Here is a 23,355-nt window from a genome sequence, read left to right as displayed (position 1 = left end):
TCGCTTGTTAGCTGTGGTTGGCGTCGTGACCCAGGATCCGCAAGGACCACTCGATCAGCTTGCCTGGCTGGCGGTTGTTGCGCTCGGTCAGGGTGGTGCGCTCACGGGTCTCGCGATTGAGCAGAGAGACCTGACGGGTACCGTTGGCAACGTCGGTTACCTCCAGTCGCCATGTGCCTTGCGCCGGTTCACCATAAAACTTGTGGGAGAGCAGGCGCATGTCACGCAAGCCCTTGGTACGCACATAACCCAGCTTTTGCAGATCGAGCGACTGGCCAACCAGGCTGTTGAGCGGGTTCAGCAGTATGCTGCGGGTACCGGCGGGGGAAACCAGTTCGATCAGCAGATCGGGCAGGCGCTGATGATCCAGACTCACCATCACCTGAACCGCTTCTACCGTCAATGGTGTGGCAATGCGGGTTGTCGAGCTGGTCGGGCTGTTGCCTACATCCGGGATAGTGGCGGCACTGCCGGTGACATTGATCTTCTGCCATGGCAGCTGTACCAGCGGGGGGAGGGGCTGGTGATTGGCTGCCAGCTCAAGGGCCTTGTTGACGTCAATCAGACCAAAACCGTAAGTCGGGCTGAACCACATGCCGGCGGCATTGCGCTCCCACCCTTCCAGCCCTTTCATATCACGCACCTTGCCGGTGCTGCTGGTGTAGCTGACCATCACAGGTTTCTGTGTGGCATCGACCCGGGTTGCGCTGCGCGCCAGCAGATCCCGCAGGTCACGTACCGACAGATCCGGGTAGGCGGACATCAGCAGCGCCATGGCGCCGGAGGTGCTGGGGGTGGCGGAGGAGGTGCCGTTCATCACACCGTTGTAGTCGCAGCTGGCATCCAGTTGCGGGTTGCCGTGCAGCCGGTTGGTGCTGGGATCGTCGGTGCGGTTGTAACCCATGTCGCAGCCGGGCAGATCCGTGGTCACCATCGCCGGAGAGTCGGTACCGTATTCGCCGCCGGTCGCGCTCAGGAAGATGTTGCTGCCGACGCTGGAGTAGGAGGATCTGACGCCATCGGCGTTGAGCGCGCTCACCACCAGGTTCCAGAAGTTGCTGTTGGAGGGATCGAGGTTGCTGTTTTCAAACGGCAATTTGGGGCCATTGCCGGTGCGGTTAAGCACATAGCCGCCCGCCGCTATCTTGTTGAAGCCGTTGCCGGCGGCCTTGATATAGGCCGCGCCCTGCGCCTTGAGGGTCTGCTGTTCAAACAGACGATCAAGCTGGGATTGATCCAGAGAGTTGGCAGAGCGGGGATCCACCACACTCATGCCGTAGCTCTGGTTGAACACCCGGTTGTCGCGACTGGCATCGCTGTCGCCAAGGGCGTAGAGCCAATCCTTCTGCAACTGCTGGCTGTTGTCATCCAGCAGGTTGAATCCCTGCAGCTGGGCTCGCGGGGCTATCCCCTTGGTACCGATGGCGTTGTCTACCGCCGCAATAATGCCGGAGACCGAGGTGCCGTGGGCCGTATCCGGATCGGTCGGTGTCGGGTCATCGCTGCCGGTTACCACGTTTTTCGAACCCGGACGCACGTTCTCCGCCAGATCCGGGTGGGCGATGGCCAGACCATCATCCACCACGGCCACATTGACTCCCTGGCCCAGCACGCCGGTGCGATGAGCCCACCAGAGGTTGAGGTCATTGCCCGCTATACCGCCACGGGCGCTGAATCCATCCTGGCCGCTGTTGAGCAGATACCACTGCTGATCCTGCAGGGGATTGGTACCTGGCAGGCAGCGCTCGGTGCTGCTGCGTCCGATATCCATGCCGCTCTCCTTGCCGGTGAGCGGCGCACAACCTTCATTTGCCTGAACGAGCGCACTGGGCAGGGTCGACAGCAATGCTGTGATCGCCAGTGCTAACGATGTTTGCTTCATTATTTTTTTAACTCCATCTTGGATCGCACCATCCTGAGTGCGACGGAAATCTATACACGGGTGGTAGGGGTTCAAAAAGAGCCATTTTCAAAAAACGCAATGAGGTTCAAAGAAATCCGATCTGATTTATGGTAGGTATTCCAATGACGCTGGTTATGTGTTCTATTGAGAATGGTTCTCACCGCTCACTACTGATCTTTTTATCTGTAATTCACTCCTCTCGCGACTCTCCTTCGCCGCAGCCATCTTGATTCGGGGTAATCCTGAAGGGAGCTCGTGCGCTCTTGAACGTGAGCGGCATGGTTGTGTGTGCCAACGTGAGTGCAGCTATGCATTCGGGGGTGACAGCAAGGGTGATGAGGTGGAACCAGCGGTTTATTGCTTGGCGGCGGTGGATGGCTCTGTTATGGTAATTGAAATAGCCGTTTGGATGGCTAGATTGCTGCGGTTTGAGGGGCTTAATCTCTGAGAGCCACCCCGCCGCAGTCCCATAGCTTGATGCGTACCTGACAGGGAGTCCCTATGCCGTTTCGTTCCTTCTTATCTTCTCTTTTTACTGCTTCCTTGCGTGCCACTGCTGGCGCCAGCACCTTTATTGCCGCGATAGCGGTCGGGAGCCTCTCTTTTTCCGCGGTTGCCGCCGATGCGCCCTTGCCGACCAAACAGGAGATTGTGATTGGTACTACGGTGGGGGATTTTGCCGACATGGTGACCGACTCCATCCAGCCGCAGCTGGAGGCCAAGGGGTACAAGGTCAAGCTGGTGGAGTTCACCGACTATGTGACCCCCAATATTGCTCTGGCTGACGGATCACTGGATGTGAACTGCTTCCAGCACAAACCTTATCTGGAGAGTTTTGCCAAAGATCGCGGCTTGTCGCTGGCACCCATTACCCAGGTGCCAACCGGCCCTATGGGGCTCTACTCCGGCAAGCTGGCAGCACTCGACAAGGTGAAAGAGGGGAGCACGGTGGCCATCCCCAACGATCCCACCAATCAGGCTCGGGCGCTGCTGATGCTGCAGGATCTTGGTTGGCTCACTCTCAAGGAGGGGATAAACCCGCTCAAGGCGAGCGAGTTTGATGTGGTGAACAATCCGCACAATCTCAAGCTGGTACTGCTGGAAGCTGCGCAGTTGCCCCGCTCGCGCGAGGATGTGGACTTCTCGGTGATCAACGGTAATTTTGCCGCCTCCAGCGGAATCCCGTTCAGTGAAGGACTGTTTCTGGAGCGCAGCTACGATTTTATCAACTGGGTGGTGGTGAAAAGCGCAGATGCGGATCAGCCGTTTGCCAAAGATGTGGCGGCGGCCTACAACTCGGCGGCTTTCAAAGCCTATGCAGCCAAGCGTTTCGTCGGCTACAAGTACCCGCAAGGGTGGGGTGGCTAACAGTCGTGAACGTGGCACGACTATACAACGAAAAACGCCCCGAATTCGGGGCGTTTTTTATGGTAGCAAGCCATCAACGGGCGCTTCACTGGTTGCGATAGAAGCGGTTCAGCTCGTTCATCACCTGGATCATGGCGCCCATATCCGGGGTGCCGTGCTTGATCGGGCGATAGCTGTTGCGTTCCAGCAGTTCGAAGTCACCCTGCTTGTTGAAGTGGGTGATGGTGTCCCCTTCATAGATGGCGAAGTCGTTCTGATCCCCGGCCAGCAGCCAGTTGCGCGGGCTGGTATCAAACAGCGAGCGGCCAACGCTGTAATCGCGCGCCGGATTGCGCACGCCCAGCATCCCCTGCATCAGGGTCGGCGCCAGATCGAAATGGCTGCTTGGTTGTTCCCGAACATCACTGCCGCGCCCCGGCCAGGCCAGTACCAGCGGTACCTGCACCTGATAGGGTGAGTAGTTGCTGCCTGCGCCCCAGCTGTTGCTGCGGGTGTCGTTGAACTCCTGACCGTGGTTGGAGGTGATCACGACTATGGTGTTGCTGTCCATCCCCTGCGACTGCAATTTGGTCAGCATCTGCTCAAGCAACTGGTCGGTATAGAAGACCGAGTTCTTGTAGCGGTTCTCCAGTTTTTGCAGGTTCTCCGCCCGATAGGCGGTCGCCGGATTGAAGTTGGCGAGCTCCGGTTGGAACGGCCCCTTCATGGTGGCGGGCAACTGGTAGTCGCCGGGGCTCGAGAGATAGACCAGCGAGAACCAGGGACGCTCGGGAGAGCGCTTCTCCAGCCACTGTTGCCAGTCGGTCAGCAGCTTGCCATCGTCACTCTGTTCGGAGACAAACACCTGTTTGCGCAGACCGGCGAGGATGCTCTTGCGATACTTCTGGGCATCTTCCATCGCGCCGAACAGCCCGAACTGGTAATCCTGGCGCAGCATCTCGTCGAACAGCACTGGCGGACGCTTGTCGCTGCTGATGTCCTTGTAGTAGTGACCGGGCAACCCGTAGAAGAGGCTGAACATGCCCATCAGGTCGTCGTTGCCGCCACTCAGGTGATTGCGGAACGTCAGATGCTGATCCGCATAGCGCTGCAGATTGGGCATGTTGATGTTGTTGAGCATGTCAAAGCGCAGCGAATCGACCACCACAATCAGCAGATTGTTGTGAGTCAGGGGGGCGTTGACGTTGAGCGGGCGCAGCGGATAGTGCATCCGGCTGTCGCTGTTATCCCCCTGGGAGGCCGCCTGCTTCTCGTACTGATCCAGATCCAGCCAGCCATGTTTGGCCAGGAAGGAGCGGGCCGTCATGGGGTAGGAGAGGGGGAAGTTGGCTCTCTGCATGGTGATGGGCTGATAGAGGGTCGCATCCGCCCAGCTGTTGACCACGTGGGTCAGAATAAAGCAGATCAGCAGGGCCAGCCCCACCTGATTGCCGTACTGGCGGCGCTTGCGCTTGTTGATCTTGCGCCAGACATAGGCCGACAGCAGCAGTTGCAGCAGGAAGATGGTGGGCACGGCAACGAAGATGATGCTCCAGATTGAGCCCTCTTCGGTTTGCGCCTGATCCAGCAGCAACTGCCATACCTGACTGTTGAGGTGGAACTTGAACAGCCGGAATACCTGGGTGTCGATCAGCAGCAGCACCAGCGCCAGGGTAGCGATGATGGCCGAGATGAACCGCAACGACTTCTCCTTGGGCAGCACGAAGCTGAGCGGGAAGATCGTCAACAGGTAGGTGACAAAACTCAGAAACGAGAAGTGGCCAATCCAGCTTACAACGAGATAGACCACGCCAAGCGTGGTCGACGGCCAGTTGATGGCACCCAGATAGCGGGTTGCAATCAGCATGGCCAGAATGATGTTGAAGAAGGAGAACCAATGCCCCCAGGTGATCAGGCGAGAGACATTATCACGATAGGGGTTACCGGTTTCGACCATAGTGATCCATCTGCGTTGAGAAACGTCAAATCAACAGAGTCGCAGGACTCAGTGTGTGTCATGGCGGTTATCGACCGATGCGGTCAGGGCCTGGACAAACTTTTCTGTGATGGCCTGGCGCTGTGCCGGAGCCATACCATTGATGATATTGGTGGTTAGGTTGCCAAGCACCATCAAACTGAGATCCACCGGCGCTTTATGCTTTTCCAGGGCGGTGATCAGGTCGTTCATCAGGGCGTCAAACTGCTCGTTATTGTACTTTGATACGATGGGCATAATCTTCAGTTCATCTCGGTTCAAAGCGCCTTATAATACTTCACCCTTTCGGCTAACACTATGGCTTTGTGACATGAGTCTCGATATCGACAAGATCATTCTTCACTCCTTGCGCCAGGGCGGCGATGGTCAACCCCACGCCGATACCCGCAGCCAGACCCTGCCCCCTGATGAGGCGGTACAGGGACTGATGGCGGAACTGCATCGGATCTACAACGGCAAGGGCGGCAAGGGCTTTGGCTTCTTTGCCGACCCCGAGGCCGCCGTCGCCGAGCTGGCCGACGGTGAAGAGGCTCCCAAGCAGCCTTCACCCGCGTTTCGTATCGCCCTCGAACAACTGCTCGACGAGCAGCTCGAATTCGTCCCCTTCTCGGTGGAGATGACCCGGCTGCTGGTCAGGCAACTGGTGGAACATGCCCTCGACGAGCAGGGGGTACTGCTGTTTGCCAAGTACAACTATGTGGGGGTTGATTACCTGATGATCGCTCTGCTGGAAGGCAAGGAGAGCGTCACCGTCAGCGAAGCGCTGGAATTGCGCCACATCCAGTATCTGGATATCGGCAAACTCAATCTGGTGGCTCGCATCGATTTGACCGAATGGAAAACCCAACCGGATTCGCGCCGCTATATCACCTTCAGCAAGGGGCGTATCGGTCGCAAACTGGGCGACTTCTTTATGGATCTGCTGGGGGCCCGCGAGGGGATGGATGCCAAGGTGCAAAATAAAGGCTTGCTGCAGGCGGTAGAAGATTATTGCGACAGTCGCCAGCTCGAACCGACCGAGCGCAATGACTATAAAAAGCAGGTCTTCAAATATTGCACCGAGCAGGCGAGCGCCGGTGAAGAGATCGAAATCAAGGAGCTGTCAGCGGAATTGCCCGGCGATGGCGATCTCGATTTTTACAGCTTTATCGGTCAGGAGTATGAGCTGGAAGAGCGTTTCCCGGCTGATCGCTCTACCCTGCGCGGCTTGACCAAGTTTGTCGGCTCCGGCGGCGGCCTGACTTTGAGCTTTGAGCAGAAACTGTTGAACAGCCGGGTGTTTTATGACCCGCAGACCGATACCCTGACCATCAAGGGGGTGCCGCCCAATCTCAAGGATCAGCTGCTGCGCCAGTCATAATGTGATCCGGCCTTCATTTTTGGCAAAAAGACACCGCAGTTCGCTGCGGTGTCTTTTTATTTAATGGGGCAGGGGGTAGCGAAAGCAACTCGGTGCTTTGTTAACAAATTAAACAGAATTATCCATGTGAAAGGGTTTTCAATGAGGTGAAAACCCTTTCATTCATGTCTTTTTATTTCTATTTGGTAATTTAATTTCTTGTGTTGGCGAGAAATATGCCAATAAATGGCGCTAACCCCCTGAAATAAGAAAATGTTTTCAAAACTTTCTGGAAGGAAATACGTAATTGCATTTCAAAAATGCGAGTTGCGTCATGTGAGCCGTTTGCCGCTTGGGATAATATTCATCTCGCACACAATGCTCTTACAGCGCGGAACTAATACAAGGAAAGGCTCATGAAAAAGAAATTGCTGTCATCCCTGATCGGTCTGGCCACTCTTGGCGTCGCTTGCTCTGCTACTGCTGCCATCGATGAAGGCCAGCTGACCATCTGGATCAACGGTGACAAGGGATACAACGGTCTGGCTGAAGTGGGTAAGAAGTTTGAAGCAGAAACCGGCATCAAGGTTACTGTGGCTCACCCGGATCAGGTTGAAGTGAAATTCCAGCAAGCCGCCGCCACTGGCAACGGCCCGGACATCTTCTTCTGGGCTCACGACCGTTACGGTGAGTGGGTCAAAGCCGGTTTGCTGGTTCCGGTAACGCCGAACGCTGCCACCAAAGGCAAATTTGAACAGCTGGCATGGGATGCCATGACTGTTGATGGCAAAACCTATGGCTACCCGGTTGCCATGGAAGCAGTCAGCCTGATTTATAACAAGGACCTGCTGCCCGAGCCGCCGAAAACCTTCGAAGAGATCGCCAAGATTGACGAGACTCTGAAGAAAAACGGCAAGCGCGCCATCATGTGGGCTTATGACACCCCGTATTTCAGCTATCCGCTGGTGGCTGCCAACGGTGGTTACGCCTTCAAGAAAACCGCTACCGGTTATGACGTCAAAGATACCGGCGTGAACAATGCAGGTGCCAAGATGGGCGTGGGCTACATCTCCGAGATGATCAAGTCTGGTCACCTGGAAAAAGGCATCGACTACGGTGTGATGGACGCCAAGTTTAACAAGGGCGAAGTGGCCATGATGATCAATGGTCCCTGGGCCTGGAGCAACCTGGACAAGAGCGGCATCAAGTACGGTGTAGCGCCGCTGCCGACCCTGAACGGCAAGCCGGCCAAAGCCTTCGTTGGCGTACTGGGTGCCACCATCAACGCTGCCAGCCCGAACAAGGATCTGGCTATCGAGTTCCTGGAAAACTACCTGCTGACCGATGCCGGTCTGGCGCCGGTTAACGCCGACAAGCCGCTGGGGGCCGTTGCGCTGAAATCCTTCCAGAAGACCCTGGAATCCGATCCGCACATCAAGGCCACCATGCTGAACGCCCAGGCTGGCGAGCCGATGCCATCCGTTCCCGAGATGAGCCGTTTCTGGTCTTCCTTCGAAACTGCCCTCAAGAACGTGACCTCCGGTCGTCAGGGTGTTGACGAAGCACTGGATACCGCTGCCAAGCGTATCGTTCAGTAAGCACGCACTACCCGGGAGGCCGTCATGGCCTCCCACTCTCTCAAATCTCTCTTGGCGTTATAAAGGTTAATTGGCATGGAAGTAGTACCTTCTGTTGAGTCCTATGCCGGTCCGAAGGATAAGCACACCTGGCTTAAGTGGACCATAGCGGCCCTGGTTGCCATCCTCAACGGCTACGCAGCCGTGATGATGTACGCCAGTGGCGAGTGGGTATTCGCGCTGCTGGATCTGGTGGTGGTTTCCGTCGGTCTGTATGTCTTCATGAACAAGAAGACCTATGCCCATCGCTACATCTTTCCGGGTGTTGCGGGCATGGTTGTGTTTATCATCTTCCCTCTTGCCTACACCATTGGCATTGCCTTCACCAACTATTCGGGGTCCAACTTGCTCTCCGTGGAGCAGGCGCGGGACTACCACCTGAAGAAAACCTACAAGGTGGCGGGCGGTGAATTCGATTTTACCCTGCTGGGTGGCGACAACGGCCAGTTCCAGCTGCTGCTGACACAGGATGATCAATCCTTTATCAGCCAACCTGTTTCCCTGATGACCAACAAGGCCCGTGAGCTGGCGTCCCGCGAGGGCCGTGTGCAGAACACCCAGCAAGTGGTCGAGCTGCAGCCCTTCACTGGCGAAGCGGCCAGCAAGGCCGCACCGATCCGCGCCATTGTTGAGCATCGTACTCACCTGAGTGACCTTGATCTGGTGCTGCCGGATGGCGGTACCCACCTGACCCTGAGCAGCCTGCGCAAGTTTGCCGCCCAGAAGCAGCACTACACCCGTCTGATGGATGGTGCCGTGCTCAAGTCCGGCGTGGTGATCAAAGACAGCAACCTGCTGCGTGATACCCAGAATGGCGAGTTGATGCTGCCCAATGGTGAGACCGGCTTCTATCAGTACATCGACGAACAGGGTCAGTTTGTCGGCAAGGGTATTGCTCCGGGCTTTGTGGTGAGCGTCGGTTGGAAGAACTTCGCGCGCATCGTCACCGATCCGGGCATCCAGTCACCCTTCCTGCAGATCTTCATCTGGACCGTGATCTTCTCAACCTGCTCCGTCGCTTTCACCTTGGCTATCGGCATGGTGCTGGCCTGTCTGGTGCAGTGGGAAGAGCTCAAGGGGCGTGGTTTCTATCGGGTCATGTTAATCCTGCCCTATGCGATCCCGGCGTTTATCTCCATCCTGGTGTTCAAGGGGTTGTTCAACCAGAACTTCGGTGAGATCAACATGTTCCTGGAAGCGGCGTTTGGCATCAAGCCGGACTGGTATACCAACCCCTTCCTGGCCAAGGTGATGATCCTGATTGTAAACACCTGGCTCGGCTACCCCTACATGATGATCCTCTGCATGGGCCTGCTCAAAGCCATTCCGGAAGATCTTTATGAAGCGTCCGCCATGGACGGTGCCGGTCCGGTACAGAACTTCTTCAAGATCACCGTGCCGCTGCTGATGAAGCCGCTGACACCGCTGTTGATTGCCTCGTTCGCCTTCAACTTCAACAACTTCGTGCTTATCCAGTTGTTGACCAACGGTGCGCCCGACATCATCGGTGCCAGCACCCCAGCCGGTACCACCGACTTGCTGGTGAGTTATACCTACCGGATTGCGTTCCAGGGATCGGGTGGTCAGGACTACGGTCTGGCCAGTGCCATCGCCACAGCCATCTTCCTCATCGTGGGTGCGCTGGCGCTGCTCAACCTGAAATTGTCCAAAGCCGACAAGCAGCTGTAAGGAGGCTTCAACATGGCAATCGTACAACCCAAATCAGTCAAATACCGGGTGTGGGCAACCCACCTGGTCATGTGGGGCTTCCTGGCGTTGATCATCTTCCCGTTGATCATGGTTATCGCCATCTCGTTCCGTAACGGTAACTTCGCGGTAGGGGAGATCATCCCCTCCAATCCGACGCTGGATCACTGGAAGCTGGCGCTGGGCATGTCCATCACCAACGCCGACGGCAGCATCACGCCGCCGCCGTTCCCGGTGCTGACCTGGTTGTGGAACTCCATCAAGATCGCCGGCATCACTGCCCTGATGATCGTGACGCTCTCCACCACCTGTGCTTACGCCTTTGCCCGCCTGCGTTTTCGTGGCAAGTCCACCATCCTGCAGGGCATGCTGATTTTCCAGATGTTCCCGGCGGTGTTGGCGCTGGTAGCCATCTACGCGCTCTTTAACAAGATTGGTGACTACATCCCTTGGCTCGGTCTCAACACCCACGGTGGCCTGATCCTGGCGTACATGGGGGGGATTGCCCTGCACGTCTGGACCATCAAGGGCTACTTCGAGACCATCGACTCCTCCCTGGAGGAGGCGGCGGCCATCGACGGTGCGACCCCGTGGCAGGCATTCCGTCTGATCCTGTTGCCCCTGTCGGTGCCCATCCTGGCGGTAGTGTTTATTCTGGCCTTTATCGGTTCCATTACCGAGGTGCCCATGGCCTCCATCCTGCTGCAGGATGTGAACAATCTGACCCTGGCGGTCGGGGCCCAGCAGTACCTCTATCCGCAGAACTATCTATGGGGTGATTTCGCGGCGGCCGCAGTGCTTTCCGGTTTCCCCATCACAGTGGTGTTCCTGCTGGCACAACGCTGGTTGGTTGGCGGTCTGACTGCTGGTGGTGTGAAAGGTTAAGTTTATGGCCGGGGGAGCTGACTCCCCCCGCTATCACGATTTGCAAAGATTCAAGAGCGGAGCTCGTCATGGCTGAAGTAGTACTCAACAACGTTCGCAAAAATTACGATCCGGCTGTTCACAAGGACACCCTGCGCAACATCAACCTCTCCATCAAGGAGGGCGAATTCATCGTATTCGTCGGCCCGTCCGGCTGCGGTAAATCCACCCTGCTGCGGATGATCGCGGGTCTGGAAGACATCACCAGCGGTGAGCTGACCATCGGCGGTCGCTACATGAACGACGTACCGCCGGTAGAGCGCAACGTCGGCATGGTGTTCCAGTCCTACGCCCTTTATCCGCACATGAACATCTACGAGAACATGGCCTTTGGTCTGAAGCTCAAGAAGATGGACAAGGAGAACATCCACAAGCGGGTGATGCGCGCCGCCGAGATCCTGGGTCTTGAGCCGCTGCTGGACAGAAAGCCCAAGGCGCTCTCCGGTGGTCAGCGTCAGCGTGTCGCCATCGGTCGCTCCATCGTGCAGCAGCCGCAGGTGTTCCTGTTTGACGAACCGCTCTCCAACCTGGATGCCGCGCTGCGGGTCAAGATGCGCATCGAGATCGCCAAGCTGCACAAGGAGCTCAACTCCACCATCATCTACGTGACCCACGATCAGGTGGAAGCCATGACCCTGGCCGACAAGATTGTGGTGCTGAGCCCGCTCAAGGCCGAAGCTGCCACCAACCTGGAACAGTTCGGTTCACCGCTGGATCTCTACCACAACCCGGACAACAAGTTCGTGGCGGGCTTTATCGGCTCTCCCAAGATGAACTTCCTGGCGGGCGAGTTGCTGGAGATTGGCGAGCAGGAGTGCCTGGTCAAGTTGACCTCTGGCGATACCGTGCGGGCTCGGGTCGATGCCCGCAGTGGCGCTGTGGGTGACAAGGTGGAGCTGGGCATTCGCCCCGAGCATCTGATGCCGCTGGATCACCCCCATGCACACAGCAAGGTGAGCGGGATCGTGCAGGTGGCCGAGCACCTGGGCGCCGAGTCATTCGTTTATATGGATGTGGATGGTCACGATTTTACCGTCAAGGCCACCTCGGATGTGGATGTGGCGACCGGTCAGACCTACAGCGTGGGTATCCCGGCCGAAGCCTGCTACCTGTTCGATGCCAAGGAGCAGGCGTTCCCCCGTACCGCCAAATATATCCGTACCTGATTTTTTGTTGTGCTGGTTTTCCTTTCTTAATAATCAATGCCTTTTTGCCGGTCGTCAGACCGGCTTTTTATTGCCTGCGATTTGAACATGCAGGTAAGCAAGGTAACCCGGTTCAAGCCTCGAGTTCGGCGGTAATATCGGGCACAAAGGTCTGGCTGGCCAGCGGCGGGCGCTCATACCCTTCGGTCTTGATCGGGGGGAGCTTGATGGGCTCGTAGTGGATCGCCTCGTAGGGCACTTTGCCCAGCAGATGGGCGATGCAGTTGAGACGGGCACGGCGCTTGTCGTCCGCCTCCACCACAAACCAGGGGCTGTCTTGTGTATCCGTGTAGGTAAACATGTCATCCTTGGCGCGGGAGTATTCGACCCAGCGCGAGCGGGACTGCAGATCCATCGGGCTGAACTTCCAGCGCTTGATGGGGGTGTTGATCCGCTCCTTGAAGCGCTTCTCCTGCTCCTCATCAGAGACCGAGAACCAGTATTTGATCAGGGTGATGCCGGAGCGGATCAGCATCCGCTCGAACTCGGGGCAGGCGCGCAGAAACTCGCGATATTCGGCGTCGCTGCAAAAGCCCATCACCCGCTCTACCCCGGCGCGGTTGTACCAGGAGCGGTCAAACAGCACCATCTCGCCGGCGGCGGGCAGGTGGGCCACATAACGCTGAAAGTACCACTGGGAGCGCTCCCTGTCTGAGGGGGCGGGCAGCGCCGTGACCCGGCAGACCCGGGGGTTGAGGGGCTCGGTGATCGCCTTGATGACCCCCCCCTTGCCGGCAGCGTCCCGTCCCTCGAACAGTACCACCACCTTTAACCCCTCCTGCTTGACCCACTCCTGCAGCTTGACCAGCTCCTCCTGCAGATGGGCAAGGTGGTGCTCGTAGCACTTCTTGTCCAGACGCGGCCGCTTCTTGCTCTTCTCCTTCGCCATGGGCTTCTCCTTTTGGCATCCTTTCATGGGTGACTTCTTTGAGTCACTGTCAGCTTGCACCAGGGAGGCGTCACCTGCCAAGGGGGACGTGATACACTGCCCGCCCATCGCTGGCAACAGGAGATAACATGAAGCATTTTATGGAGATAGCGGGCCGCCGGATGGCCTATCTGGACGAAGGGCAAGGGCCGGTACTGCTGTTTGGCCACAGCTATCTGTGGGACAGCGCCATGTGGGCGCCGCAAATCGAGGCGTTCAAGGGCAGCTATCGCTGCATCGTCCCCGAGCTGTGGGGCCACGGTGATTCCGACCTGCTCCCCAAAGGTAGCTGCACCCTGGCGACTCTGGCGCGGGATCACCTGGCGCTGCTCGATGCCCTCGGCATTGAGGAGTTCGTGTTGGTGGGCCTCTCCATCGGCGGCATGTGGGGTGTTGAGCTGGCGCGCATGGTGCCAAACCGCCTTAAGGGTCTGGTGCTGATGGACAGTTTTGTCGGCCTCGAGCCCCAGATCACCTGCGAGCGCTACCTCGGCATGCTGGCGATGATCGAGCAGCTCGGCACCGTGCCGGCGCCCATCATCGAACAGGTGGCGCCTATCTTCTTTGCCAACCAGCCCGATACCGACTTGCTGGCCGATTTCAAGGCGCGTCTGGCTGCTTGGCCAAATGAGAAGATCGCCGCCATGGTGGCGGTGGGCCGCAGCTTTGTGACCCGCGAAGATCGTATCGAGTGGCTGGAGGAGATCACCACTCCCGCACTGGTGATGACCGGCTGCGAGGACAAGGCGCGTCCGGTGCTGGAGGGCTATCTGATGGCCGAGATGCTGGGTTGCCCGTTCAGGGAGATCCCGATGGCTGGCCACATCTCGTCGCTGGAAAATCCGGCCTTCGTCAATCAGCAACTGACCGAGTTTCTGGCGGCGCTGTAAGCCTGAATTGGCAGCTTGAGCAGGCTGTACTACCAGCCTGATGGTCGTGAAAAAGGGAGCCGAGGGCTCCCTTTTGTTTGGTCGTGTCTCACGGTTCAAGACTCATAACCGTTACCAGATATAGCCCAGCGCAAAACCCGCATAGAGCTCGCCATCGTGCTGGACGATGGGGCTGTTTTTGATGTCCCGATCATACCATTCGTAGTTCATGGCAAACATGCCAATCCAGTTGGGGCTGAAGCGGTAGCTGGTGATGAGGGCCGCCATCGGGGATAGGGTGGTACCGGTATCCCAAGCGGGCCGCTGGGCAGTCGCCTCGCTCTCGGAGATGCCGCCGAAGTAGTAGTTGGCCATCTTGTCGCTGCGCAGCATCAGCCCCATCCCCGGCATGATCAGCAGGTTGTCGCGCAGGATGGGGAAGTCGGCCCACAGCAGCAGCTCCTGCCCCTTGCTGCGGCCGGTGACATCGCTGTTGGCCCGCACGGTCAGCAGGGCATAGGGGGTGATGATGTTGCCACCGATCCCGCCTTCCAGCTGCCATTTTCGCTGCTCCATGCCGCTGAAGGCGGGCGAATCCTCGGGATCCAGATTGCCAAAACGGACCCGGCCATAGCCGTAGAGGGCCACGTTCTCATCCTTGTGGAAGTAGTAGCGAGCCCGATCCCCCAGAAACATAAAGTCGTCGCCGAAGTAGATAAAGCCCGGGATGGCGTAGAGGCTGTTATCTTGTGCTTCATAACGGGCCTGCCCCCCGATGAGCGCCGCACCGGCGACAAAGCCTTGTGGCACCGGACTGGTTGGGCTGTCGCTGGTGAGCAGATCCATGGCGCCAAGATCGATATCGGCGCGGGCGGGCAGGGCGGCAGCGAGGAGCAGGGCCGTCAGCCCTGCCGTTCTGATTTGACGAAAAAAGGTCATGGACACTCCGTTGTCACGATTCTATGGGAAGTGGGTTATTTTGCGGCGCTCGGCAGATCTTCGCGTTTCGGCCAGGCATTGATCACCGCCTTGACCAGGGTGGCGAGGGGAATGGCGAAGAAGACCCCCCAGAATCCCCACAATCCGCCAAAAACCAGCACGGCGATGATGATGGCGACCGGATGGAGGTTGACTGCCTCCGAGAAGAGCACCGGTACCAGCAGGTTGCCATCGAGGGCCTGAATGACCAGATAGGCCACCATCAGCCAGGCGAACTCCGGAGTGAGGCCCCACTGGAACAGGGCGACCATGGCCACCGGCACCGTCACCACGGCAGCACCTATGTAGGGGATCAGCACCGAGAAGCCGACCGCGACAGCCAGCAGCACCGAATAACGCAGCCCCATCAGGGCGAAGGGGACATAGGTGGCGATGCCGACGATCAGGATCTCGATCACCTTGCCGCGGATGTAGTTGATGATCTGGTTGTTCATCTCGACCCACACCCGGTTGACCAGGGTGCGGTTGCGCGGCAGGAAGCGGCGCAGGCTGCCCATCAAGACCCGCTTGTCCTTGAGCATGAAGAAGACCATCAGTGGCACCAGGATCAGGTAGATCATGATGGCGACCACGTTCACCAGCGAGCTGAGCGAGGCGCTCACCAGATGCTCGCCGCCGCTGAGAATGCGCTGGCGGATATTGTCGATGACGGTCTCCACCAGACTGACGTCGATGAGTTCGGGATAGCGGTCAGGCAGGGTGCGGACATAATCCTGAGCGTGAGTCAGCATGGCCGGCGCCTCTTTGGCCAGATTGATCCCCTGACTGACCAGGGTCGGGATAAGGCCCAACAGGGCGGCGACCGCCACCGTAATAAAGAGGAGCAGAATGACGCTGGTGGCCAGGGTGCGCGATAGCCCCGCCTTTTGCAGCCGGGCCACCGGCCACTCCAGCAGGTAGGCCATCACCAGCGCCACCAGCAGGGGGGCCAGCAGATCGCCAAACAGCCAGATAATGGCAAAGCAGAAGACCAGCAACAGGAAGAGGGTAACGGCATCGGGATCGGAGAACCGGGTCTGATACCAGCGCTTCAAGACTTCTAACATGACTGCATCCTTACACGACAGGGGCTCAAGATGGCTGTGTCGCCCCGACAACCAGCTGCAAAGAGAGGGTATTATCCGGCTCCGGAGTGAGAATGACCCCGTGGCCTAGACGCTGCAGATAGGCCGGAATATCCTGCCGTGAGCCCGCATCGGCCAGTCGTATGGTCACGGTTTGACCGGTTTTGGCCTCCCGCAACCAGAGCTTGAGCCGGATCAGCGGCTCGGGACAGCGCCAGGGGGTCAGGTCGAGATATTCCATGGGGGCTCCATCACGCAGATGGCCGCTATTATGGCCGTGATAAGAGCATGAAACAACGCTTGTAGCCCTTGATGGGCAAGGGTATTCTGCCGAGGCCCTTTCTGATGGAGATAGAGATAACGTGGCACGCTTTTCCCCCCTGATGGCATCACTTCCCCTGCTGGCTTCCCTGATGGGCGCCACGTTTCATGCCGAGGCGAACAATCAGCTTCCCGACATAGGCACCGCCGGGGTCTCGGCCCTGCCCATCGAGCAGGAGGTACGCTACGGCAACGCCTTCATGCGCTTTGCCCGTGCCGGTTTGCCGATCATCGATGATCCCGTGTTGAGCCAATATATCGACGATCTGGGGCAGCGCCTGCTCTCCAACGCCGATGGGGTGCGTTTCCCGTTTACCTTCTTCCTCATCAATGATCCCAGCATCAACGCGGCCGCCTTCCTTGGCGGGCGGGTCAAGGTGCACACCGGCCTGTTCCTCTACGCCGACAGCGAGAGCGAGCTCGCCTCGGTACTGGCCCACGAAATCACCCACGTGACCCAGCGCCACATCGCCCGCTATATGGAAGCGCAGGCAAGCAGCTCGGCGGTGACTCTGGCCGGTCTGGTGGGCTCCATCGCACTGGCGGTGATCAACCCGACCGCCGGTATCGCCGCGTTGCAGACCACGCTGGGCCTCTCCATGCAGTCTGCCATCAACTACACCCGCGACAACGAATACGAAGCGGACCGGATCGGCATGAAGACCCTCTACGATGCCGGTTTCGATCCCATGGGGATGGCCAACTTTTTCCAGAAACTGGCTGCCGAGTATCGCTATGCCAGCAAGCCGCCAGAAATGCTGCTGACTCACCCGCTGCCGGAGACCCGGATCAGCGAGGCCCGTGCCCGGGCGAGCAGCTATGGCCGCCGCGACTTGCCGCCGAGCCTCGACTTCTGGCTGGCCAAGGTGCGCATTCAGGTGCGCTATGGCACCGATACCCCGCAGGGGATGCTGAGTTACTTCGATAGCCGGATCCAGAAAGGGGATTATCCGCTCAAGGATGCCGCCATCTACGGCAAGGCGCTGGCGCTGATCCAGCTCAAACGCACCGACGAAGCGGACACGCTGATGAAGGAGCTGGCCACCCGTCATCCGGAAGATCTCTTTATCGTCGATGCCCAGACCGACATCGACCTGGCCAAGGGACGCAGTGCCCAGGCCATCGCGCGCCTCGAGAAGTTCCGCAGCCAGATGCCGGACAACGAGGTGGTGGTGGTCAACCTTGGCAACGCCTATCTCGAAAGCGGCAACTACAAGAAGTCCATCGCCATCCTCGACCCCTATGCCCGCGCGCATGAGGAGAACAATCTGGCCTGGAACCTGCTCTCCGACGCCTATCGCAAGGCGGGCAGAATGACCGAGCTGCATATGGCGCGGGCTGAAATCCTCTCCCTGCGCGGTGATTATCAGGCGGCTATCGACGAGCTGATCGTGGCGCGCGGCACCACCAGTGACCGGATGACTCTGGCCCGACTGGAGGCTCGCATCACCGAGCTGGAGCGAGCCAAGAAGGATCTCGACAGCCTCAAGGGGTAATGAGAGGTTATTGCCAACAGCAAGGGCGCACTCTGGTGCGCCCTTGCTGTTTATGGCGGTGGCGTTGATGTGGGGGACGGTGATAGCAGCGATGGGCTAGTGACTCATGCTGCTGGCGGTCGCCTTGAGCATCTCGATCTGCTGCTGGTCGAGCTCGCCGACCAGCGTCTGCTTGAGCTTGCCCTCGCTATCAAGCAGATAGCTGGTGGGCAAGCCGCTTGGTCGAGGGAAGGTAAGCCTGGCATCTTCATTGGCAATAAGGAGGGGCACCTTGATGTGGTACTGCGCAGCCAGTTCGTCCAGCTCTGCTGGGGTGGTCGGGTCGTAGTTGATGGCCACCACTGTGATCTGGCCCTCCGCTGCCAGCCTGTTGAGGCGCGGCATCTCCCGCAGGCAGGGGGCGCACCAGGGGGCGAAGTAGTTGACCAGCAGCGGCTTGCCGGCAAAGTGGCGCAGTCTGACCGACTGCCCTGTTGCATCGGTAAATTCGGGGGCAGGTGTGCATGCGCCCAGCAGGCCAGCCACAATCAGCCAACAAATTCGTTTCAATTCCTTTCCACTGCCGCTTACCCTGACCATCACTTTCCCCTACAATAGCGCCGTTTCTAGTCCCATCTTGCGATTAATCAGGGAGTTACCATGAGCGAGACCCAAATCTACCACAATCCGCGCTGCTCCAAGAGTCGCGAAACCCTGGCCCTGCTGGAACAGCACGGGATCGCCCCTGATGTGGTGCTCTATCTGGAGCAGGCCCCGAGCGAAGATGAGATCCGCAACCTGCTCTCTCTGCTCGGCTTTAACGATCCCCGCCAGCTGATGCGCACCAAGGAGGATCTCTACAAGGAGCTGGGATTGGCCGATGTCAGCAGTGATGCCCTTATTAGCGCCATGCACCAGCATCCCAAGCTGATCGAGCGCCCCATTGTCATCAAGAATGGTCAGGCCCGTATTGGTCGCCCACCGGAGCAGGTGCTGGAGATCCTCAAGTGAACACCCGCTTCGCACGTTGGCTGACCCTGGTCGGCTTCTTCGGCCTGCTTGGCTGGGTCATCCTCTGGCATCTGTGGCTGTCGCCCCATCCGGACCTCAACCCCTGGCTGCTGCCGGTGATCTGGACGGTGCCGCTGCTCTTCCCTCTCAAGGGGATAGTGCAGGGCAACCCCTACACCCACGCCTGGGGCAACTTCGTGTTGATGCCCTATTTCCTCCACGCCCTCACCCTGATCACCACGGATGAGGGGGAGCGGTGGCTGGCGGTGGTGGAGCTGGTCTTCACCACTCTCGCCTTTATCGGCACCATCTATTACGCCCGACTGCGTGGTCGCGAACTTGGCTTAAGCATTCGCAAAAAGAAAGACGAAGCCAACTGATGAAAAACGCCCCGCAAGGGGCGTTTTTTTATGGGGAAGCAGCTCTATCCAGAGGGATCACTGTGCCCCTTGGGCTGCCCGATATTGGGCCAGCTGCTGCTGGCTAAAGTCCATCAGCGCGGGATAGAAGCGCAGAAATCCCGCCTCGCATGTTTGCCACTGCGATTCATCGAGGAGTTGCAGCGCCTCTCCCAGTGGTACCGGGCGGCGCAGTCGGCGACCTATGCCATTCAGCGCTTGCCCCAGCCCCTCCCTGTGGCGGTAGGAGGCGAGCCAGTTCTGCTCGGCCATCCGTTTGAGGGGGAGTGGCAGTCCGTCCGGCAGGCGTGGGTGATCGGCCAATAGCTGGTCATAACTGCGTTGCAGGAAGCGGGGCAGGGGTTCGGTACTGACCAGCTCCCAATGCTGGCTCAGCCAGTGGTCGTAGATCATATCCACCACTATGCCGCCAAAGCGGCGCCAGGGGGCCTCGAAACAGGCGACGGCCGCCTTGTGCTCGGGGTGGCTGTCGGTGAAGGCATCAATTTTGCGGTGCAGCCAGATCCCCTCATCGAAGTGGGCGGCAAGCCCCGTGGGCAGCGTGCCTTTGACGAAATCGCCGAGCAGATTGCCGGTGAGGGAGCTTCGGGTGTGGGCAGCCAGATGGAGATGGGCCAGAAAATTCATCGGTCGCTGTGGGTCTGTTATGGGATGGCAAGGTGCTTCGAGCCTAACGGATCCCGCCCGCCTTGACCATGTCGGGATTTTGCTACTGCCTGGCGGCTGCCTCTTGCCGGGCAAAATTCGGGCGTGCTAAGGTGATTCCATCTTTGTCACAGGACGCGACAAACCACCATGATGCGCAAAGCCAGAGGCTTTTTTCTGGCCTTCTACTTCAAGCCTTTCTATCTCTCCGAGTGGTTCGACGAATAGATCGAACCTCTGGAGCAGTTCACTGACGCCCGCTCGGGCGTGATCTCGCTCATCCAGATTTTGCCGCTTTTGGTCATCGCATGCATTCGCCTGCGGTGCCTTGTCCGCGCCTGTGCGCTTTTTATGTAATGGAGTACTCAAGATGAAGATCAGACTGACCCTCTCAGCCCTGTTTGTTGCCAGCCTGCTGGCCACCCCCGCCATGGCCAAGGAGTGGAAAACCGTGCGCTTCGGGGTGGAGGGGGCCTACCCGCCCTTCTCCTGGACCGATGCGTCGGGCGAGATCAAGGGGTTTGATATCGATCTCGCCAACGCCCTGTGTCAGCAGATGGCGGTCAAGTGCGAGCTGGTGGCGCAGGATTGGGACGGCATGATCCCGGCCCTGCTGTCGCGCAAATACGACGCCATCATTGCCGCCATGTCGATCACCGACGAGCGGCGCCAGAAGGTCGATTTCACCGAGAAATATGCCCATATTCCCAATCGCTTTGTGGCGGCCAAGGGGACCGAGCTGACGCTGACCCCGGAAGGCATGGCGGGCAAGCGCATCGGGGTGCAGCGGGCCACCACCCACGACAAGTACCTGACCGACAATTTTGGCTCGAATGTCACCATCGTCCGCTACGGCAATGCCGATGAGGCCTATCTCGATCTGAAAGCGGGTCGAGTGCTGGCCCTGCTGGCCGATGCCTCTGCCATCGAGCAGGGGCTCCTTGGCAAAGAGGGGGGCGACAAGTTCGACTATGTGGGGCCTGCCCTGACCGATCGCCAGTGGTTTGGTGATGGTATGGGGATCGCCGTGCGCAAGAGCGATAAGGAGCTCAAGGGCAAGCTGGACGAGGCGATCAAGGCCTTGCGTGCCAATGGTACCTATCAGCAGATCAACCAGAAGTACTTCAAGTACGATATATATGGTGGTTGACGGGGGGAGGGAGCTTGCTCCCTCTCTTTTCATTGGGCAAGCGACAATCGTGCAAGGAGGATCGCCATGTTGACCCTGATCGAGGGAGCCGAGATCTTCAGCCCCACCCACCTTGGCCAGCAGGATCTGCTGGTGGCTGATGGCCGTATCGCCTGGATGGGCAAGGGGTTGACGGTGCCCACAAACTGGCCGCTGCATCGGGTCGATGGTCGTGGCCGCTATCTGGTACCCGGGTTGGTGGATCCGCTGGCCCATATCACGGGCGGCGGCGGTGAGGGGGGCTTTGCCTTTCGCACCCCTGAACTGGCGGCGAGCGAGGCGCTCAAGGCCGGCGTCACCACCCTGGTGGCGGCGCTTGGCACCGACAGCCTGACCCGCACTCCCGCGCAGGTGCTCGGCAAGGTGCGCGAGTTTCGCGCCGCCGGGGTGAGCGCCTTTATGTATACCGGCTCCTACCATCTGCCGGTCAAGACCCTGACCGGCACGGTGGAGTCGGACATCATCCTGATCCCAGAGGTATTGGGGGTGGGGGAGGTGGCCATCAGTGACCACAGATCCAGTGCGCCGACCCACGACGAGCTGGCCAGGCTTGCCAGCGAGGCGCGGGTGGCTGGGCTGCTTGCGGGCAAGAGCGGGGTCAGCTTCTTCCATGTCGGGGATGGCAAGGGGGCATTGGCGCCCCTGCGGGCCCTGCGCGATGAGACCGACATTCCGCTGCGCCAGCTCTATCCCACCCACTGCAACCGCAACCCCTGGCTCTTTGCCGAGGCCGTCGAGTGGGGCAAGGCGGGAGGCTGGGTAGATCTCACCACCTCGAGCTTTCCCGATCTGCTGGAGGATGGCGAGCGGCTTGCCGCCGATGCACTCGTCGAGCTGTTGGCCGCCAGTGTGCCTGCCGAGCGCATCACCTTTAGTTCGGATGCCAACGCCAGCCTGCCGCGCTTTGATGGCGAAGGGCGGCTAATCGAGATGCGCTGCGGTCAGATTGCCAGCCTGTGGCAGCAGTGCGTGCGCGCGACCCAACTCGGTGTCTCGCTGGAGAGGGCATTGGCCGCGGTGACGAGCAATCCGGTGCAGGCGCTGGGACTCGGCAGCAAGGGGCGTATCGGGGTCGGGCAGGATGCGGATCTGCTGCTGGTGCACGACCGGACGTTTGCTATCGAAAGGGTGATGAGCGGCGGCCTGTGGCGCGAATAAGGCTGCGGGCAATATCGCAGCCAGTGCGAGTGCGTGGTTGCTCCAAACAGCCAAAGCCCGACAACAAGGTCGGGCTTTTTTATCTGCAATGTGGGAATCAGGCTTAGATCGCCAGAAATCCGAGGATCAGGATGGGGCCGAGCAGGCTCAGGATAAAGCCGGAGACAATGGCCACCGGCACCACCTGAATGCCCCCTGATTTCTGGATAACCGGCAGGGTGAAGTCCAGCGCCGTGGCGCCGCCGTAACCGATGGCCGCCGAGGGGTGGCGTCGCATCAGGATCGGGATGATCAGTATGGCGATAAGCTCGCGCCCAAGATCGTTGATAAAGGCAGCAGAACCGAGCACCGGCCCCAGTTTGTCGGCCACCAGAATGCCGGAGAGCGAATACCAGCCGAAGCTCGAGCTCATCGCCAGACCATGGGCAAAGGGCATGCCCAGCAACTGGGCCGCCAGCAGGCTGCCCAGCCAGCTGCTGAGGATGACGGTGGCGGCTATCTTCATCCCCCAGGGGTTGAGCAGGATCTGGCGCAGCCGCATGCCAGAGTTGCGCATCTGCACCCCGATGAGAAACAGCAGCAGCATCAGGGCCCACTCGCTCCACTTGTCGATGGGCAGGGCGCGCAGATCCACCAGTAGACCCAGCAGCACACCGCCGAGCACCACAAAGCAGAGCTGCAGGGATTCCCACAGCAGGTGCAGCTTGCCCGGCATCTTGCTATCGCTCGCCTCGTGGGTCGGCGGCGTGCGCTTGTCGAGCCACCAGAGGGCCAGCAGGTTGCAGACCGTGATCGCGGTGAGCATCACCCCGGCGACCTTGAAGATCACCGCCAGATTGCTGCCCAGGTTCTCCACATAGGCAAGCCCGAGCCCCATCAGAAACAGAATGAGGTAGACCATCTTGCCCAGACTCTGGTTGACCAGCTTGATCAGTCGGGCAGAGGAGAGGGGAACCAGATAGCCGATTGCCAGTGGCAACAGGATCAGCAACACATTGAGCAGCATCGAGGCCTCGATCACAAAAACTGATAAAAACACCACCTTATCATTACTTATTGGCTCTGTGTCACATATCTATCGCTTTCATGGCCGAAAACAGCCCTTTTGGGGGCAGATTGTTACTTTTTTGCCACAACCTCTCTGTTTGATAAGGTTCTGTGCGAGCCCGAGTGCACCAATGAAATCAAGTTGATCCAATCGGGTGGTCGATATTTCGCT

Annotated in this window: 22 protein-coding genes; 12 read left to right on the top strand and 10 right to left on the bottom strand. The window is 58.9% G+C overall.

The features are described 5' to 3' along the window. Positions 1-7: 7 nt before the first annotated feature. Positions 8-1,882, bottom strand: a complete 1,875-nt coding sequence (locus G5306_RS08645) for a S8 family serine peptidase (RefSeq protein WP_421221642.1) — start codon at positions 1,880-1,882, stop codon at positions 8-10. A 522-nt stretch (positions 1,883-2,404) separates the two neighbouring features. On the opposite strand from G5306_RS08645, the gene G5306_RS08640 reads away from it, so the two are divergent. Continuing rightward, positions 2,405-3,271 carry a MetQ/NlpA family ABC transporter substrate-binding protein gene (locus G5306_RS08640; protein ID WP_421312738.1) on the top strand — a complete coding sequence of 289 codons (867 nt, stop codon included), beginning with the start codon at positions 2,405-2,407 and terminating at the stop codon, positions 3,269-3,271. Positions 3,272-3,356: 85 nt separating this feature from the next. Here G5306_RS08640 and G5306_RS08635 read toward each other — a convergent pair whose 3' ends face one another. After that, on the bottom strand, positions 3,357-5,207 hold the full coding sequence (locus tag G5306_RS08635) for a DUF3413 domain-containing protein (RefSeq protein ID WP_421312737.1): 1,851 nt from the start codon (positions 5,205-5,207) through the stop codon (positions 3,357-3,359). A 48-nt stretch (positions 5,208-5,255) separates the two neighbouring features. Further along, the gene (locus G5306_RS08630; RefSeq protein ID WP_005344699.1) at positions 5,256-5,483 is read right to left on the bottom strand and encodes a YejL family protein; all 228 of its coding nucleotides are present in this window, start codon (positions 5,481-5,483) and stop codon (positions 5,256-5,258) included. Between the two features lie 73 nt (positions 5,484-5,556). Here G5306_RS08630 and yejK point away from each other — a divergent pair, with 73 nt between their 5' ends. From yejK to G5306_RS08605, 5 genes are all read left to right on the top strand, one after another. Next, positions 5,557-6,606, top strand: a complete 1,050-nt coding sequence (gene yejK, locus G5306_RS08625; protein ID WP_421312736.1) for a nucleoid-associated protein YejK — start codon at positions 5,557-5,559, stop codon at positions 6,604-6,606. Between the two features lie 395 nt (positions 6,607-7,001). Beyond that, positions 7,002-8,183 (top strand): maltose/maltodextrin ABC transporter substrate-binding protein MalE, encoded by a 1,182-nt coding sequence (gene malE, locus G5306_RS08620; RefSeq protein ID WP_005333871.1) that lies wholly within the window; start codon positions 7,002-7,004, stop codon positions 8,181-8,183. A gap of 75 nt (positions 8,184-8,258) precedes the next feature. After that, positions 8,259-9,911: a maltose ABC transporter permease MalF gene (malF, locus tag G5306_RS08615; RefSeq protein WP_005333870.1), complete on the top strand. Its 1,653-nt coding sequence runs from the start codon at positions 8,259-8,261 to the stop codon at positions 9,909-9,911. A 12-nt stretch (positions 9,912-9,923) separates the two neighbouring features. Then, positions 9,924-10,814 carry a maltose ABC transporter permease MalG gene (gene malG / locus G5306_RS08610; protein WP_005333868.1) on the top strand — a complete coding sequence of 297 codons (891 nt, stop codon included), beginning with the start codon at positions 9,924-9,926 and terminating at the stop codon, positions 10,812-10,814. Between the two features lie 68 nt (positions 10,815-10,882). Then, the gene (locus G5306_RS08605) at positions 10,883-12,019 is read left to right on the top strand and encodes an ABC transporter ATP-binding protein (RefSeq protein WP_005333867.1); all 1,137 of its coding nucleotides are present in this window, start codon (positions 10,883-10,885) and stop codon (positions 12,017-12,019) included. Between the two features lie 112 nt (positions 12,020-12,131). On the opposite strand, the gene ppk2 is transcribed toward G5306_RS08605, so the two are convergent. After that, on the bottom strand, positions 12,132-12,947 hold the full coding sequence (gene ppk2 / locus G5306_RS08600) for a polyphosphate kinase 2 (RefSeq protein ID WP_421312746.1): 816 nt from the start codon (positions 12,945-12,947) through the stop codon (positions 12,132-12,134). Between the two features lie 128 nt (positions 12,948-13,075). Here ppk2 and G5306_RS08595 point away from each other — a divergent pair, with 128 nt between their 5' ends. Beyond that, positions 13,076-13,876: an alpha/beta fold hydrolase gene (locus tag G5306_RS08595; protein WP_421312735.1), complete on the top strand. Its 801-nt coding sequence runs from the start codon at positions 13,076-13,078 to the stop codon at positions 13,874-13,876. A gap of 111 nt (positions 13,877-13,987) precedes the next feature. Here the strand turns inward: G5306_RS08595 and G5306_RS08590 are convergent, their stop codons facing one another. From G5306_RS08590 to G5306_RS08580, 3 genes are read right to left on the bottom strand one after another with little or no spacing between them, the layout of a single operon-like run. Further along, the gene (locus G5306_RS08590; RefSeq protein WP_421312734.1) at positions 13,988-14,794 is read right to left on the bottom strand and encodes a MipA/OmpV family protein; all 807 of its coding nucleotides are present in this window, start codon (positions 14,792-14,794) and stop codon (positions 13,988-13,990) included. A 35-nt stretch (positions 14,795-14,829) separates the two neighbouring features. Continuing rightward, complete coding sequence (locus tag G5306_RS08585) at positions 14,830-15,900, bottom strand: AI-2E family transporter (RefSeq protein ID WP_208736499.1); 1,071 nt, start codon at positions 15,898-15,900, stop codon at positions 14,830-14,832. A 25-nt stretch (positions 15,901-15,925) separates the two neighbouring features. Beyond that, a complete protein-coding gene (locus G5306_RS08580; RefSeq protein WP_042029966.1) occupies positions 15,926-16,159 on the bottom strand; it encodes a sulfurtransferase TusA family protein in 234 nt (77 codons plus the stop codon). Between the two features lie 121 nt (positions 16,160-16,280). Between G5306_RS08580 and G5306_RS08575 the strand changes: the two genes are divergently transcribed. Further along, entirely contained in the window at positions 16,281-17,735 is a 1,455-nt protein-coding gene (locus G5306_RS08575) for a M48 family metalloprotease (protein WP_367948931.1), read from the top strand. Between the two features lie 96 nt (positions 17,736-17,831). Here G5306_RS08575 and G5306_RS08570 read toward each other — a convergent pair whose 3' ends face one another. Continuing rightward, positions 17,832-18,314 (bottom strand): TlpA disulfide reductase family protein, encoded by a 483-nt coding sequence (locus G5306_RS08570; RefSeq protein ID WP_319920544.1) that lies wholly within the window; start codon positions 18,312-18,314, stop codon positions 17,832-17,834. Positions 18,315-18,374: 60 nt separating this feature from the next. Between G5306_RS08570 and arsC the strand changes: the two genes are divergently transcribed. After that, positions 18,375-18,725, top strand: coding sequence for an arsenate reductase (glutaredoxin) (gene arsC / locus G5306_RS08565; protein WP_304520777.1), 351 nt, complete (start codon positions 18,375-18,377; stop codon positions 18,723-18,725). Continuing rightward, on the top strand, positions 18,722-19,105 hold the full coding sequence (locus G5306_RS08560; RefSeq protein WP_421312733.1) for a DUF2069 domain-containing protein: 384 nt from the start codon (positions 18,722-18,724) through the stop codon (positions 19,103-19,105). The genes arsC and G5306_RS08560 overlap by 4 nt, the downstream gene beginning before the upstream one ends. Positions 19,106-19,162: 57 nt before the next feature. Here the strand turns inward: G5306_RS08560 and G5306_RS08555 are convergent, their stop codons facing one another. Further along, positions 19,163-19,771 carry an ACP phosphodiesterase gene (locus G5306_RS08555; protein ID WP_216962089.1) on the bottom strand — a complete coding sequence of 203 codons (609 nt, stop codon included), beginning with the start codon at positions 19,769-19,771 and terminating at the stop codon, positions 19,163-19,165. A 388-nt stretch (positions 19,772-20,159) separates the two neighbouring features. Here G5306_RS08555 and G5306_RS08550 point away from each other — a divergent pair, with 388 nt between their 5' ends. Then, positions 20,160-20,939, top strand: coding sequence for an ABC transporter substrate-binding protein (locus G5306_RS08550; RefSeq protein ID WP_026034932.1), 780 nt, complete (start codon positions 20,160-20,162; stop codon positions 20,937-20,939). Between the two features lie 66 nt (positions 20,940-21,005). After that, positions 21,006-22,136 carry a beta-aspartyl-peptidase gene (gene iadA, locus G5306_RS08545; protein WP_421312732.1) on the top strand — a complete coding sequence of 377 codons (1,131 nt, stop codon included), beginning with the start codon at positions 21,006-21,008 and terminating at the stop codon, positions 22,134-22,136. A 103-nt stretch (positions 22,137-22,239) separates the two neighbouring features. On the opposite strand, the gene G5306_RS08540 is transcribed toward iadA, so the two are convergent. Beyond that, complete coding sequence (locus tag G5306_RS08540) at positions 22,240-23,142, bottom strand: lysine exporter LysO family protein (protein WP_421312745.1); 903 nt, start codon at positions 23,140-23,142, stop codon at positions 22,240-22,242. Between the last annotated feature and the right edge of the window lie 213 nt (positions 23,143-23,355).

The organism is Aeromonas sp. 603404 (assembly GCF_049171775.1).
Lineage (GTDB): Bacteria > Pseudomonadota > Gammaproteobacteria > Enterobacterales > Aeromonadaceae > Aeromonas > Aeromonas veronii_A.
This window is presented reverse-complemented; position numbering and strand designations above follow the sequence as displayed.

Coding starts and splice junctions, on each gene's coding strand:
- G5306_RS08645 (WP_421221642.1), bottom strand. CDS start 1,882: ATGAAGCAAACATCGTTAGCACTGGCGATCACAGCATTGCTGTCGACC.
- G5306_RS08630 (WP_005344699.1), bottom strand. CDS start 5,483: ATGCCCATCGTATCAAAGTACAATAACGAGCAGTTTGACGCCCTGATG.
- arsC (WP_304520777.1), top strand. CDS start 18,375: ATGAGCGAGACCCAAATCTACCACAATCCGCGCTGCTCCAAGAGTCGC.
- G5306_RS08605 (WP_005333867.1), top strand. CDS start 10,883: ATGGCTGAAGTAGTACTCAACAACGTTCGCAAAAATTACGATCCGGCT.
- G5306_RS08580 (WP_042029966.1), bottom strand. CDS start 16,159: ATGGAATATCTCGACCTGACCCCCTGGCGCTGTCCCGAGCCGCTGATC.
- G5306_RS08590 (WP_421312734.1), bottom strand. CDS start 14,794: ATGACCTTTTTTCGTCAAATCAGAACGGCAGGGCTGACGGCCCTGCTC.
- ppk2 (WP_421312746.1), bottom strand. CDS start 12,947: ATGGCGAAGGAGAAGAGCAAGAAGCGGCCGCGTCTGGACAAGAAGTGC.
- G5306_RS08570 (WP_319920544.1), bottom strand. CDS start 18,314: ATGGTCAGGGTAAGCGGCAGTGGAAAGGAATTGAAACGAATTTGTTGG.
- malG (WP_005333868.1), top strand. CDS start 9,924: ATGGCAATCGTACAACCCAAATCAGTCAAATACCGGGTGTGGGCAACC.
- malF (WP_005333870.1), top strand. CDS start 8,259: ATGGAAGTAGTACCTTCTGTTGAGTCCTATGCCGGTCCGAAGGATAAG.
- G5306_RS08555 (WP_216962089.1), bottom strand. CDS start 19,771: ATGAATTTTCTGGCCCATCTCCATCTGGCTGCCCACACCCGAAGCTCC.
- G5306_RS08585 (WP_208736499.1), bottom strand. CDS start 15,900: ATGTTAGAAGTCTTGAAGCGCTGGTATCAGACCCGGTTCTCCGATCCC.
- malE (WP_005333871.1), top strand. CDS start 7,002: ATGAAAAAGAAATTGCTGTCATCCCTGATCGGTCTGGCCACTCTTGGC.
- G5306_RS08540 (WP_421312745.1), bottom strand. CDS start 23,142: ATGCTGCTCAATGTGTTGCTGATCCTGTTGCCACTGGCAATCGGCTAT.
- G5306_RS08550 (WP_026034932.1), top strand. CDS start 20,160: ATGAAGATCAGACTGACCCTCTCAGCCCTGTTTGTTGCCAGCCTGCTG.
- G5306_RS08635 (WP_421312737.1), bottom strand. CDS start 5,207: ATGGTCGAAACCGGTAACCCCTATCGTGATAATGTCTCTCGCCTGATC.
- iadA (WP_421312732.1), top strand. CDS start 21,006: ATGTTGACCCTGATCGAGGGAGCCGAGATCTTCAGCCCCACCCACCTT.
- G5306_RS08640 (WP_421312738.1), top strand. CDS start 2,405: ATGCCGTTTCGTTCCTTCTTATCTTCTCTTTTTACTGCTTCCTTGCGT.
- G5306_RS08595 (WP_421312735.1), top strand. CDS start 13,076: ATGAAGCATTTTATGGAGATAGCGGGCCGCCGGATGGCCTATCTGGAC.
- yejK (WP_421312736.1), top strand. CDS start 5,557: ATGAGTCTCGATATCGACAAGATCATTCTTCACTCCTTGCGCCAGGGC.